This window comes from Blastococcus sp. VKM Ac-2987 (assembly GCF_026967805.1).
GTDB lineage: Bacteria > Actinomycetota > Actinomycetes > Mycobacteriales > Geodermatophilaceae > Blastococcus.
Window position 1 is genome coordinate 1 of the sequence record NZ_JAPVBG010000006.1, and the last position, 11,997, is coordinate 11,997.

Below are 11,997 nucleotides of genomic sequence, written 5' to 3' on the forward strand. Positions count from 1 at the left end.
ATCAGCAGGACTGCCAGCCCGCCGACGCCGCCCGACCGCTGCGGCCGGGGTCAGCGGCGGGTGCCGGTGCCGTCCGTGCCGTCGGTGTCCAGCTCCACCTGCTCCTTGCGGACCTGCTCGGTGACCGTCTCCTGCTCGGTGACGGTCTGGGTGTCCAGGCGCACGCGCTCTACCGGCACGGCACCCTTCTCCACGACCGGGCGCTCGCCGTGGAGCACGACCTCGTGCTCCTCCTCGGAGATGGCCGGGCCGTCGAGGGCGTTGCCGACGTTGGCGTCGGTGATCGGCTCGCGCTCGATGCGGATCTCCTCGTGCGAGACCGGCACGGTCTGCGAGACGTTCTCCGTGACGACGTACTTGCGCAGCCGGGCGCGGCCGGTCTCCACCCGCTGGGTGCCGACGTGCAGCTGCTCCTCCGACCGGGTCATCGCGTCGTCGGTCGTGGGCCCGGAGGTGTCGTGGCCGACGGCACCGCGCGTCGTGTCCGTCGTCGTGGTGCGGGTGGTGTCGGTGACGTCGGTACCGGTGCCGCCGGCCAGGCCGTAGTACCGGTAGAGCTCGGTCTCCTCCGCGGGGGAGAGGTGCCCCTCGCTCTCGATGTGCGGGGCGTTCTTGACCTTGTCCTTGGCGTAGGGCACGCGCAGCTCCTCGCCGGAGATGTCGGCGTCGGCCAGGGGGACGAAGGCCTCCTTGGTGCCGAACATCCCGGTGCGGACGGTGGCCCACTCGGGGCGGCCGGTCTCGTCGTCGAGGTAGACCTCGCCGACGGTGCCCAGCTTGCCGTCGGGGCCGACGGCGGTGCTGCCGATGACGTCGCTCAGCTGGTGCTCGGTGATCATGCGCAGGACTCCTGGGGCTCGAAGAACAGGGAGAGTGAGGCCTCGTCGCGGCGTGTGCTCGCCGACGGGGTCGTCCCTAGCGGTGCCCGCGCATTTACAGCGTAAACACTTGTGAGGGGTCTGACCTGGCCGGATCAGCTCCGCGGGTCGCCGCGCCGCGGGGTGCGCGACTCGGTCAGCACGACCTCCAGCCGGCCGAGCAGGTTCTCCAGCGCCTCCTCGAACTCGGCGGCCGACTCGTCGAGCGAGAGCAGCGACTCGAGCCGGACGACGGTGGGGTAGTCGCCGAGTTCGGTGCTCGCCGCCGCGTCGGGCACGCCCTCGGGCTGGTCCAGCGGGCTGATCTTCACGCCCTTCTGCGACACCTCGAGCAGCAGGTGGCCCAGCAGGAAGCTCGAGTACGCCCGGTAGGCCGCGACCGCGGCCTCCTCGGTGAAGCCGCTGTCGATGAGCGCGTCGAGGAAGGACTCCACCCAGCGCAGGCTGCGCAACGGCGGCCGGACCCAGGGGGCCGCGGGCGGCCGGGTCGCGACCAGGGGGAAGACCTCCGGGTGGGCCAGGGCGATCCGCCGCACCCCGTGCGCCAGCCGCTGCAGGTAGTCCTGCCAGCCGCGGGACGCGGCCAGGTGCACGTCGGGATCGCCGTAGAGCTCGTCGATGACCGACTCCACGACGCCGTCGAGCAGCTGCTCGCGGCCGGGCACGTAGCGGTACAGCGCCATGGCCTCCACGCCGAGGTGCGCCCCGAGCCGGCGCATCGTCAGCGCGTTCAGCCCGTGGGCGTCGATGTACTCGATCGCCGCGCCCAGGATGCGGCGCCGGTCGAGCCCGGCCCGGCCGGCACCGGGCGGCGCGGCCGGCACCGCCGCGGCCGCACCTCCGCGGCCCTCCGGGCTGTCGGGGTCGGCGGTCGGGTCCGGCTGGCTCATCGTGCTCTCCCTCGGTCGGCGCGATCTGCCGTGATGATGCGCGCTGGGGTACCGCACAGGGACCGGCGCCCTCGTGTGAGGCCGACGGAACCCAGCGTTGACGCCGGGGCCCACGAAGGGAAACGCCCGCCCCCGACGCTGGCTGCCGTGTCCGCTCCCGTGTCCCCCGCTCCCGCTCCGGCGGGGATGCGCGCCTCCCGGACCACGAACACCCACTGCCCGTACTGCTCGCTGCAGTGCGGCATGGCGGTCACCGCCGGCGCCCGACCGGCCACGCTGGTGCCGCTGGACTTCCCGACCAACCGCGGCGGCCTGTGCTCCAAGGGCTGGTCGTCGGCCGAGCTGCTCGACCACCCGGAGCGGCTGCTGCGGCCGCTGGTGCGGGCGGTCCCCGGCGACCGCACCAGCCCGCTGGTCGAGGGCAGCTGGGACGAGGCGCTGGACCGGGTGGTCGCGGCGATCGAGCGCACCCAGGCCCGCCACGGCCGTGACGCCGTCGGCTGCTTCGGCGGCGGGTCGCTGACCAACGAGCAGGCCTACCAGTTCGGCAAGTTCGCCCGGGTCGCGCTGCGCACCAGCGCCATCGACTACAACGGCCGCTTCTGCATGTCCTCGGCGGCCGGCGCGGCCAACCGCGCGTTCGGGCTGGACCGTGGCCTGCCCTTCCCGCTCAGCGACATCGCCGAGGCCGACGTCGTCGTCCTGGTGGGCAGCAACCCGGCCGACACCATGCCGCCGGCCATGCAGTGGTTCGACGCCGGCCGCGAGCGGGGCGCGCAGCACGTCGTCGTCGACCCGCGGCGCACCGCCACCGCCCGCAACGCCGCGCTGCACCTCCAGGCGCTGCCGGGCACCGACCTCGCGCTGGCCAACGGGCTGCTGCACATCGCGCTGGCCGAGGGGCTGGTCGACGAGGAGTACGTGGCCGCGCGCACCACCGGGTTCGACGCGGTGCGCGACGGGGTCGCCGCCTACTGGCCCGACCGCGTCGAACGGCTCACCGGGGTGCCGGTGCCCGACCAGCGGCGCACCGTCTTCGCCCTGGCCCGCGCCGAGAAGGCGATGATCCTCACGGCCCGGGGTGCCGAGCAGCACCGCAGCGGCACCGACACCGCCCAGGCGTGGATCAACCTCGCGCTCGCCCTCGGCCTGCCGGGCCGGCGGGGGAGCGGCTGGGGCACGATCACCGGCCAGGGCAACGGCCAGGGCGGCCGGGAGCACGGCCAGAAGGCCGACCAGCTCCCCGGCTACCGGTCGCTGGCCGACCCCGCCGCCCGGGCCCACGTGGCCGCCGTCTGGGGCGTCGACCCCGACGACCTGCCGCTACCGGGGAGGAGCGCCTTCGAGCTGCTCGACGCCCTCGGCACCGACGGCGGGGTGCGGACGCTGCTGGTCCTGGCCTCCAACGTCGCCGTCTCCGCACCCGACGCCCGCCGGGTGATCAGCCGGCTGGGCGACCTCGACTTCCTCGCCGTCAGCGACTTCTTCCTCTCCGAGACCGCCGAGCTCGCCGACGTCGTCCTGCCCAGTGCGATGTGGGCGGAGGAGGCCGGCACGACCACCAACCTCGAGGGCCGGGTGATCCGCCGCCGCCGGGCGCTGGACCCGCCCGACGGCGTCCGGGACGACCTGCAGCTGCTCGCCGAGCTCGCCGGCCGCCTGGGCGCCGGGGAGCGGTTCAGCGGCGACCCGGAGACGGTCTTCGACGAGCTGCGCCGGGCCAGCGCCGGCGGGACGGCGGACTACTCCGGCATCAGCTACCGGCGCGTCGACGAGGAGCAGGGCGTCTTCTGGCCGTGCCCGACCGACTCGCACCCCGGCACGCCCCGGCTGTTCCTGGACCGCTTCGCCACCCCCGACGGGCGGGCCCGGTTCCTCCGGGTCGAGCACGTCGACCCGCACGAGCGGCCCGACGCCGACTACCCCTACGTGCTCACCACCGGCCGGGTGCTGGCCCAGTACCAGTCGGGCACCCAGACCCGCCGGACGCGCAGCCTGCAGCTCATGGCCCCGACCCCCCGGGCCGAGCTGCACCCGGATCTCGCGCGGGCGCTGGGGGTGGGCGACACCGACGTCGTCGAGCTCGCCACCCGCCGCGGGCGGGCCCGCTTCCACGCGTCGGTCACCGACACCATCCGGCCCGACACGGTCTTCGTCCCGTTCCACTGGGGCGGCGGGGCCAGCGCCAACGCCCTCACCGACGCGGGCGTGCTCGACCCGGTCAGCCGGATGCCCGCGTTCAAGGTCTGCGCCGTCGCGATCACCCGCGTCGGCGGGCCGGAGGAACGCATCCCGCCCCCGGCCGCCGCCACCCAGCCCCGCTCGCCCGCGCACCGCCCGGCCGCGGCCCCCGTACCGCACCCGCCGTCCCGCTCGACGTCCACCCCGAGGAGAACACCCGTGAAGAGCACACCCCGCTTCCTGCAGGGCGTCTTCCCGATCACCGGCGAGGGGCTGGCCAAGCCCGGCCCGGTCGACCCGGCGCTGCGCTACACCGTGCCCGCCGGCCGGACGGCGCAGGCGCTGTACTTCCGCGGCGGGAACGCCACCGGCGAGCTGGTCTACGTGCTGCTCGTGCACGACGGCGAGCCGATGCGCTGGTTCCCGATCGGCGCCAGGGCCGACACCCACGTGCCGCTGCGCGTGGTCGAGGACCTGGTGGCCGGCTCGGTCGTGGAGCTGCACGCGGCGGCGCCCGAGGGCGTCACCGGCGAGATCGTGGTCGACCTCGGGCTGGTGGAGGTCTGATGACGTCGATCCTGGGCGGCCGGCTCGGCGGCGCCACGACCCTGCACCTGGACGACGCGCTGGACACCCGTAGCCGCCTGGTGGTCGTGGGCAACGGCATGGCCGGTGCGCGCTTCGTGGAGGAGGTGCTCGAGCGCGGGGGCGGCGAGCAGTTCCGGATCACCGTCTTCGGCGACGAGCCGCACGGCAACTACAACCGGATCATGCTCTCCCCGGTGCTGGCCGGGGAGTCGCACGAGGACGAGATCGTGCTCAACTCGCACGAGTGGTACGCCGACAACGGCGTCGACCTGCGTGCGGGGGTGCGGGTCGAGCGGATCGACACCGCGGCCAAGCAGGTGCACGCCGCCGACGGCAGCGTGACCGGCTACGACCACCTGGTGCTGGCCACCGGCAGCTACTCGTTCGTCCCGCCCATGACCGGGGTCCGCACCGACGACGGCTCGCTGCTGCCCGGCGTGTACGGCTTCCGCACCATCGACGAGACGCGGGCGATGCTGGAGGCGACCGGCCGGTGCACCCGCGCCGTCGTCATGGGCGGTGGGCTGCTCGGGCTGGAGGCCGCGCGGGCGCTGCAGGGCCACGGGCTGCAGGTGGAGCTCGTGCACGCCATGCCGTGGCTGATGAACGCCCAGCTCGACGCCGAGGCCGGGGCGATCCTGAAGCGGAGCGTCGAGTCGCTCGGCATCACCGTGCACCTCGACGTCCTGGCCACCGAGGTGCTGGGCACCGAGCACGTCCAGGGCGTGCTGCTCAAGGACGGCCGGCGGCTGGACTGCGACCTGCTCGTCGTCGCCGCCGGGGTGCGGCCGCACACCGACCTCGCGGTCCGGTCGGGGCTGGAGGTGCAGCGGGGGATCGTGGTCGACGACCAGCTGCGCACCGAGGACCCCGACGTCTACGCCATCGGGGAGTGCGCCCAGCACCGCGACCAGGTCTACGGCCTGGTCGCCCCGGCGTGGGAGCACGCCACGGTGCTCGCCGACGTCCTGACCGGCACCGACCCCGACGCCGAGTACCACGGCAGCCGGACGGCGACGAAGCTCAAGGTCGCCGGCGTCGACGTCGCCGTCATGGGCGTGAACACCCCCGAGCGCGACGACGACGAGTTCCTGGTCATCTCCGAGCCCCGGCGCGGGGTCCACCTGTCGGTGGTGATCCGCGACGACAGGCTCGTCGGTGCCACCCTGCTCGGCGACACCCGCAAGGTCGCCTTCCTCACCCAGGCCTTCGACCGCGGCGCGCCACTGCCCGAGGAGCGCATCCGGCTGCTGGTCGACCTCTCCGACGGCGTCGAGGAGGTGGGCGTCGCCGAGATGCCCGCCGACAGCCAGGTCTGCAACTGCAACGGCGTCACCAAGGGCGATCTCTGCGGTGCGGTCTCCGGGGGCTGCGCCACCGTCGGCGAGGTCATGGACCGCACCCGCGCCGGCAAGGGCTGCGGCTCCTGCAAGTCGCTGGTGAAGCAGATCGTCGAGTGGGCCGCCGACGGCGAGCTCACCGAGGACCCGGCGGCGTCCTGGTACGTGCCGGGCATCCCGATGCCGAAGCCCGAGCTGATCCGGGCCATCCGCGAGCACGACCTGCGCAGCGTGTCCGCGGTCTTCGCCACCCTCGCCCCGGACGGCAAGGACGACGCGAAGTCGAAGATGGGGCTGACCTCGCTGCTGAAGATGATCTGGGGCCACGACTTCGTGCCGGAGAAGGACGGCGAGTTCATCAACGACCGGGTGCACGCCAACATCCAGCGGGACGGCACCTTCTCCGTCGTCCCGCAGATGAAGGGCGGGGTGACCACGCCCGCGCAGCTGCGGAGGATCGCCGACGTCGCGGAGAAGTACGAGGTGCCGATGGTCAAGGTGACCGGCGGCCAGCGGATCGACCTGCTCGGCGTGCGCAAGGAGGACCTGCCGGCCATGTGGTCCGACCTCGGCATGCCGTCCGGGTACGCCTACGGCAAGAGCTTCCGCACCGTGAAGACCTGCGTGGGCAGCGACTTCTGCCGCTTCGGCCTGGGCGACTCCACCCAGCTCGGCATCGACCTGGAGACCCGGTTCCAGGGCATCGAGAGCCCGGCGAAGATGAAGCTCGCCGTCGTCGGCTGCCCGCGCAACTGCGCCGAGGCCTACGTCAAGGACGTCGGCGTCGTCGCCGTCGGCAACGGCAGATGGGAGGTCTACGTCGGCGGGGCCGCCGGGGCCACCATCCGCAAGGGGGACCTGCTGGCCACCGTCGGCTCCCCGGACGAGGTGATGACGCTGGCCGGGCGGTTCATGCAGTACTACCGGGAGAACGCCAACTGGCTCGAGCGCACCTACGACTTCGTGCCCCGCATCGGGCTGGAGAAGATCAAGGCGGTCCTGCTCGAGGACAGCGAGGGCATCTGCGCCGACCTCGACGCGGGCATGCAGCAGTCGATCGACGCCTACACCGACCCGTGGGGCCAGGACGCCGGCGAGCCGGCCACGCCCGGCCAGTTCCGCTCCGCGCTGCCGCTGGTCGCGCTGCCGCAGGTGCCGGTCCGATGAGCGCGCCGCACCTGGAGGCCGCCCGGCCCACGACGCCGGGCACCGAGCTGGGCACACCGGCGACGGAGACGCCGCCCGGCACGGCCGCGCCGGGCACCGGCACCCCGCACGTGGTCGGCCGGGTCGACGACGTCCCGCCGGGGGAGGGCCGGGCCTTCGTCGCGGGGGATGTGCAGGTGGCGGTGTTCCGGCTGCGCGACGGCTCGCTGCACGCCACGCAGGCGGCCTGCCCGCACGCCGGGGGACCGCTCGCCGACGGGCAGACCGACGTCGACGTCCTGGTCTGCCCGCTGCACCTGTTCGCCTACCGGTGGGCCGACGGCGCCGCGACGTCGGGCGCCGCCCCGGTCCGGGTCTACCCGGTGCGCGAGGAGGACGGCCTCCTCGTCGTCTCCGTGTAGCTAGGGGTGCATGCGAGCGCCCTTGACCACCTTGTCGACGGCGTTCTTCGGCCCGTGCAGCGCGATCCCGACCAGGTCGAGGTCCGCCCCGCGCACCGCCTGGACCGCGGCGCGGTTCTCGGCGTCACCGCCGGTGGCGAAGAGGTCCGCGGTGAACACCGACGTCGGCAGGGCGCGCTGCACCGCGCGCTCGCGGGCCCGTGCCAGCACGTCGGCCGGGCCGGTCATCACCAGCACCGGCTGCCGGATCGTGGCCAGGTACCGGGTGCCGTCGGCGTCCTCGTAGGGGCGGCCGATCAGCTCGGGGATCGCGGCGGCCACCGCGCCGGCGAGGAAGGCGGTGACGTTGAGCTCCTGCCACGGGAGCAGCCCCTCGCGCAGCAGGACGACGATCTTCGTCGGCCAGGGTGGGCCGACCTCGGTCGTGGTGGGCTGGGATTCGGTGGTGGTCTGCACGGTCGTCACGGCACCCAGCATCCGGCCGCCGGCGCCTCCCGGTCTTGTACGTTCCTGACGTGACCGGCCCGGCCGACGTGGTCGCCTGGCGCCCGCAGGTGCCCGGGCTGACCGAGGTGCTGCACGCGCGGTTCACCGACCACGCCTACCCGTCGCACACCCACGACGCGTGGACGCTGCTCCTGGTCGACGACGGCGCGGTGCGCTACGACCTCGACCGGCACGCGCACGGCGCCTCCCCGGCTGCGGTCACGTTCCTGCCGCCCGGCGTGCCGCACGACGGCCGGTCGCAGTTCCCCGGCGGGTTCCGCAAGCGGGTGCTGTACCTGGCGCCGGGCACCCTCGGGGTCGACCGGGTCGGCCCGGCGGTGGACCGCCCGGCCCTCGCCGACGAGGTGCTGCGCACCCGCGTCTCCCAGCTGCACGCCGCGCTCCGGCCGCACGCGGAGGACCTCGAGGTGCAGAGCCGGCTGGCGTTCGTCCTGGAGCGGCTGGCGCAGCACCTGGACCGGGAGGTCGGACCGGTCGCCGCGGTGCGCGACTCCGGGGTCGCCGACGCGCTGCGGGAGCTGCTGGACGCCCGCGTAGTCGACGGCGTCGACCTCACCGCAGGCCGTGCGGCTGGGCGTCTCCCCGACGCACCTCGTGCGGGCCTTCACGCAGCGGCACGGCCTGCCCCCGCACCGCTACCTGACCGGCCGGCGGGTCGACCGCGCCCGCCGGCTGCTGCTCGACGGGATGCCGGCCGCGGAGGTGGCGACGGCCGCGGGCTTCTACGACCAGGCGCACCTGACCCGGCACTTCCGCCGGATGCTCGCCACGACGCCGGCGGCCTACGCCCGCTCCGTCTGAGCGCCGGCCGGGCGGGCGCGGACGTGCATCCGCTCGCCCTGGGGGCCGAAGAGGATCAGCGCCTCCGCGGGCTCCGGGAACGGGTTGGAGAAGGCGTGCGGCACCCGGGTGTCGAACTCGACCACCTCGCCGGGCCCGAGGATGAAGTCGCGGGCCCCGAGCAGCAGCCGGATGCGGCCGGAGAGGACGTAGAGCCACTCGTAGCCGTCGTGCACCTTCTGCTCGGTGTTGCCGACCTGCCACCGCGGTGGGAGCTCCATCTTGTGCGCCTGCGGCCCGCCGCCCTGCCGGGTCAGCGGCACCATCGTCATGCCGTCGCGCTCCACCGGGCGCCCGAGCACCCGCGGGTCGGCGGGCGCCGGGGTGTCGACCAGCTCGTCCAGCGCGACGCCGTAGGCCCGCGCCAGGGGCAGCAGCAGCTCCAGGGTGGGGCGCCGCCCGCCGGCCTCGAGCCGGGACAGCGTGCTCACGGAGATGCCGGTGCCGGCCGCGATCTCGGCGAGGGTGGCGCCCCGCTCGGTGCGCAGCGCGCGGAGGCGCGGACCCACGTTCTGCAGGACGTCGTCGTCGGACATGGCGCCCACTTTGCCATTGCGGCAAAGGTGATTGCCATACCGGCCTGTCGGGTCGACAGTTGCCGGCATGGACGAGCGATACGACGTGGTGGTCATCGGCGGCGGCGCGGCCGGGTTGAGCGGGGCGCTCACCCTGGCCCGCGCCCGGCGCAGCGTGCTGGTGGTGGACGCGGGGGAGCCCCGCAACGCACCGGCCGGGAACGTGCACAACTACCTCGGCCGGGAGGGCACCCCGCCGGCCGAGCTGTACGAGATCGGCCGGGGCGAGGTGGAGTCCTACGGGGGCACGATCCGGACCGGACGGGTGGTCTCGGTCCGCCGGGAGGACGACGGCTTCGTCCTGGCCCTGGACGGCGGCGGGGAGGTCCGCGCGCGGCGCGTGCTGCTCGCGGCCGGCCTCACCGACGACCTCCCCGACGTCCCCGGTGTGGCCGAACGGTGGGGGAGCACGGTGCTGCACTGCCCCTACTGCCACGGCTGGGAGGTGCGGGACCGCACGGTCGGCATCGTCAGCACCGGGCCGCTGGGTGCCTACGCCGCGAACCTGTGGCGGCAGTGGACCGACGACGTCGTCCTCTTCGTGCACACCGGCGCCGAGCCGGCCGGGGAGGATCTGGAGAAGCTGGCGGCCCGTGGCGTCCGGATCGTGCGCGGCGAGGTGGCCGGCCTCGAGGGTGGCGCCGACGTCCGGCTGGCCGACGGCGAGCTGGTGACCCGGGACGCGGTGGTCGTGGCCCCGCGGTTCGTCGCCAATGGCGAGCTGCTCGCCGACCTCGGAGCCGTGCCGGTGCCGATGGAGATGCACGGCGCCGTGCTGGGCACCTACCTGCCCGCCGACCCGACCGGGCGCACCGACGTCCCGGGCGTGTGGGTGGCCGGGAACGCCGGCGACCTGAGCGCCCAGGTGATCGTCGCCGCGGCGCAGGGCCTGAAGGCCGGAGCGATGATCAATGCGGACCTGATCGAGGAGGACACCGCGCGCGCGGTGTCCGGGCAGCGGAGCGTGGCGGCATGAGCGAGCTTGCGAGCGCCGTGGACCGGGGGTCCTACGACGAGCTGTACCGCTCGGCGCCGGCGGTGTGGAGCGGCCGCCCCAACCGGCAGCTCGTCGTCGAGGTGGGCGACCTCCCGCCCGGGCGCGCGCTGGATGCCGGCAGCGGTGAGGGCGGCGACGCCCTGTGGCTCGCCGAGCGCGGCTGGCAGGTGACGGCGGTCGACTTCTCGCCCGTCGCGCTGGATCGTGGCGGCAAGGCGGCCCGCGCCCGCGGGCTGGGCGACCGGATCGAGTGGGTGCACGCCGACCTGGACGGGTGGAGCCCGCCGGAAGGGCGGTTCGACCTGGTGACGGCGCACTACCTGCACGCCACCTGGACCGACCGCGCCGCGATGTTCCGGCGCCTCGCCGCCGCGGTCGCGCCGGGGGGCACGCTCCTCGTCGTCAGCCACCTGCACGGCGAGGCCTGGGGCCACGGGCACGCCTCCGCCCACGACGCCGGGGTGCTCTACACGGCCGACGACGTCGCCGCGGTGCTCGACCCGGCGGAGTGGCCCGACGTCGTCACCGGGACCAGGGACCGCGACCACGGGGCGGCGGAGCGGACGGGCAACCCGGTGCCGGACAGCGTGCTGGTCGCGCGACGGACAACGGGAGTGCGGTAGCCGGGCCGGGCGGTTCCCTCCTCCGCGACGTCGGCCTCTGCCCACTGCAGCTGGGCAGAGACCGATCGCGCGATAGGGCTCTGCCCACCGGGGCTGGGCACAGACGGACCTCACCGGAGGCCTTACGGCCGGGCCCGCGGCGGCGAGGGACCGATCAGGTGCGGGGCAGGCCCAGCTCGGCCAGGGCCGCGGCGACGGCGTCGTCGCGGAGCAGCTCGAGCACCAGCAGCCGGTGCACCAGCACCCCGCGGCGGGTGAGCCGGAGGTCGGCGGGCCGCAGCCGGGGGAGCGCCGCGCCGCCCGGCCGGGGCTGGGCCGGCGGCGGGTCGAGGAGGCCGGCGCGCTGCAGGTCGGCGACGTCCTCGCGGGCGCCCCAGGCCGTCCAGCCGCGCGGCTCGTCCTCCAGCGGGGCCATCGGCAGCGGAACGCGGTCCCGGCGGCCGACGGCGGCCAGCAGCGCCAGCTGGCGCCAGCGCAGCTCGCCGGCCAGGCGCAGGGCGCGGTCGGCCAGCTCGGTGTCGATGTCGGGGGAGACGCCGACCTCGGCCAGCAGGTAGCCCAGGTGCCGGACCCGGCGCTCGTCGGTGGACCGCCGGGCGGTGGCCACGACCGCCTCGACCAGGTCGTCGGCCACCGGCCGGCCGCCGGGCCGCGGGGTGAAGAAGTCGTCGGTGCGCACCGGCCGGCCGGTGCGGTGCAGCGTGGCGGCGTACTCGACGGCGAAGGCCAGCGCCGCGCCCGCCCGCACCCGCTCCCGCTCGACCGCGATGCCCGCGGCCTCCCCGGCCGCGGTGCGCAGGGCGGCGGCGAACCGGTCGTCGACCTGCACCCGGGCCGTCGCCGGCTCGAACACCACCGTCGCTGCGGCGCTGCTCATCGACCCGGCGACCGGGCTGCCCGCCTCGATCAGCGCGCGCCCGGTGCTGGTCTGCTCGGCTGCGGTCACGCGGTGATCCTCGTCCGTCCGGAGCCCCGCGTGCACCCCGGGACGAGGCGGCCTCACCCGCGCG

Annotated in this window: 11 protein-coding genes and 1 pseudogene; 7 read left to right on the top strand and 5 right to left on the bottom strand. The window is 75.0% G+C overall.

Annotation, left to right across the window (positions count from 1 at the left end):
* Positions 1-50: 50 nt before the first annotated feature.
* Both O2W17_RS21975 and O2W17_RS21980 read right to left on the bottom strand, forming a co-directional pair.
* Positions 51-839: a PRC and DUF2382 domain-containing protein gene (locus tag O2W17_RS21975; RefSeq protein WP_269194620.1), complete on the bottom strand. Its 789-nt coding sequence runs from the start codon at positions 837-839 to the stop codon at positions 51-53.
* A gap of 134 nt (positions 840-973) precedes the next feature.
* Entirely contained in the window at positions 974-1,768 is a 795-nt protein-coding gene (locus O2W17_RS21980; protein WP_269194621.1) for a TetR/AcrR family transcriptional regulator C-terminal domain-containing protein, read from the bottom strand.
* Positions 1,769-1,915: 147 nt separating this feature from the next.
* Between O2W17_RS21980 and O2W17_RS21985 the strand changes: the two genes are divergently transcribed.
* From O2W17_RS21985 to O2W17_RS21995, 3 genes are read left to right on the top strand one after another with little or no spacing between them, the layout of a single operon-like run.
* Entirely contained in the window at positions 1,916-4,516 is a 2,601-nt protein-coding gene (locus O2W17_RS21985) for a molybdopterin oxidoreductase family protein (RefSeq protein ID WP_269194622.1), read from the top strand.
* Positions 4,516-7,044 (top strand): nitrite reductase large subunit NirB, encoded by a 2,529-nt coding sequence (gene nirB, locus O2W17_RS21990; protein ID WP_269194623.1) that lies wholly within the window; start codon positions 4,516-4,518, stop codon positions 7,042-7,044. The genes O2W17_RS21985 and nirB overlap by 1 nt, the downstream gene beginning before the upstream one ends.
* Entirely contained in the window at positions 7,041-7,445 is a 405-nt protein-coding gene (locus O2W17_RS21995) for a Rieske (2Fe-2S) protein (protein ID WP_269194624.1), read from the top strand. The genes nirB and O2W17_RS21995 overlap by 4 nt, the downstream gene beginning before the upstream one ends.
* Here O2W17_RS21995 and O2W17_RS22000 read toward each other — a convergent pair whose 3' ends face one another.
* Positions 7,446-7,910: a DUF2000 domain-containing protein gene (locus O2W17_RS22000; RefSeq protein ID WP_269194625.1), complete on the bottom strand. Its 465-nt coding sequence runs from the start codon at positions 7,908-7,910 to the stop codon at positions 7,446-7,448.
* A 107-nt stretch (positions 7,911-8,017) separates the two neighbouring features.
* Here O2W17_RS22000 and O2W17_RS22235 point away from each other — a divergent pair.
* Both O2W17_RS22235 and O2W17_RS22005 read left to right on the top strand, forming a co-directional pair.
* A pseudogene (locus tag O2W17_RS22235) lies at positions 8,018-8,314 on the top strand (AraC family ligand binding domain-containing protein); the annotation flags it as partial.
* 202 nt (positions 8,315-8,516) lie between these two features.
* The gene (locus O2W17_RS22005; RefSeq protein WP_269194626.1) at positions 8,517-8,753 is read left to right on the top strand and encodes a helix-turn-helix domain-containing protein; all 237 of its coding nucleotides are present in this window, start codon (positions 8,517-8,519) and stop codon (positions 8,751-8,753) included.
* Here the strand turns inward: O2W17_RS22005 and O2W17_RS22010 are convergent.
* Entirely contained in the window at positions 8,735-9,328 is a 594-nt protein-coding gene (locus O2W17_RS22010) for a helix-turn-helix domain-containing protein (RefSeq protein WP_269194627.1), read from the bottom strand. The two genes, O2W17_RS22005 and O2W17_RS22010, sit on opposite strands and share 19 nt — an antisense overlap.
* Positions 9,329-9,395: 67 nt before the next feature.
* Between O2W17_RS22010 and O2W17_RS22015 the strand changes: the two genes are divergently transcribed.
* Complete coding sequence (locus O2W17_RS22015) at positions 9,396-10,343, top strand: NAD(P)/FAD-dependent oxidoreductase (RefSeq protein WP_269194628.1); 948 nt, start codon at positions 9,396-9,398, stop codon at positions 10,341-10,343.
* The gene (locus tag O2W17_RS22020; protein ID WP_269194629.1) at positions 10,340-10,987 is read left to right on the top strand and encodes a class I SAM-dependent methyltransferase; all 648 of its coding nucleotides are present in this window, start codon (positions 10,340-10,342) and stop codon (positions 10,985-10,987) included. The genes O2W17_RS22015 and O2W17_RS22020 overlap by 4 nt, the downstream gene beginning before the upstream one ends.
* A gap of 154 nt (positions 10,988-11,141) precedes the next feature.
* Here the strand turns inward: O2W17_RS22020 and O2W17_RS22025 are convergent, their stop codons facing one another.
* A complete protein-coding gene (locus O2W17_RS22025) occupies positions 11,142-11,933 on the bottom strand; it encodes a hypothetical protein (protein ID WP_269194630.1) in 792 nt (263 codons plus the stop codon).
* Between the last annotated feature and the right edge of the window lie 64 nt (positions 11,934-11,997).

Coding starts and splice junctions, on each gene's coding strand:
- O2W17_RS21995 (WP_269194624.1), top strand. CDS start 7,041: ATGAGCGCGCCGCACCTGGAGGCCGCCCGGCCCACGACGCCGGGCACC.
- nirB (WP_269194623.1), top strand. CDS start 4,516: ATGACGTCGATCCTGGGCGGCCGGCTCGGCGGCGCCACGACCCTGCAC.
- O2W17_RS22015 (WP_269194628.1), top strand. CDS start 9,396: ATGGACGAGCGATACGACGTGGTGGTCATCGGCGGCGGCGCGGCCGGG.
- O2W17_RS21980 (WP_269194621.1), bottom strand. CDS start 1,768: ATGAGCCAGCCGGACCCGACCGCCGACCCCGACAGCCCGGAGGGCCGC.
- O2W17_RS21975 (WP_269194620.1), bottom strand. CDS start 839: ATGATCACCGAGCACCAGCTGAGCGACGTCATCGGCAGCACCGCCGTC.
- O2W17_RS22020 (WP_269194629.1), top strand. CDS start 10,340: ATGAGCGAGCTTGCGAGCGCCGTGGACCGGGGGTCCTACGACGAGCTG.
- O2W17_RS22010 (WP_269194627.1), bottom strand. CDS start 9,328: ATGTCCGACGACGACGTCCTGCAGAACGTGGGTCCGCGCCTCCGCGCG.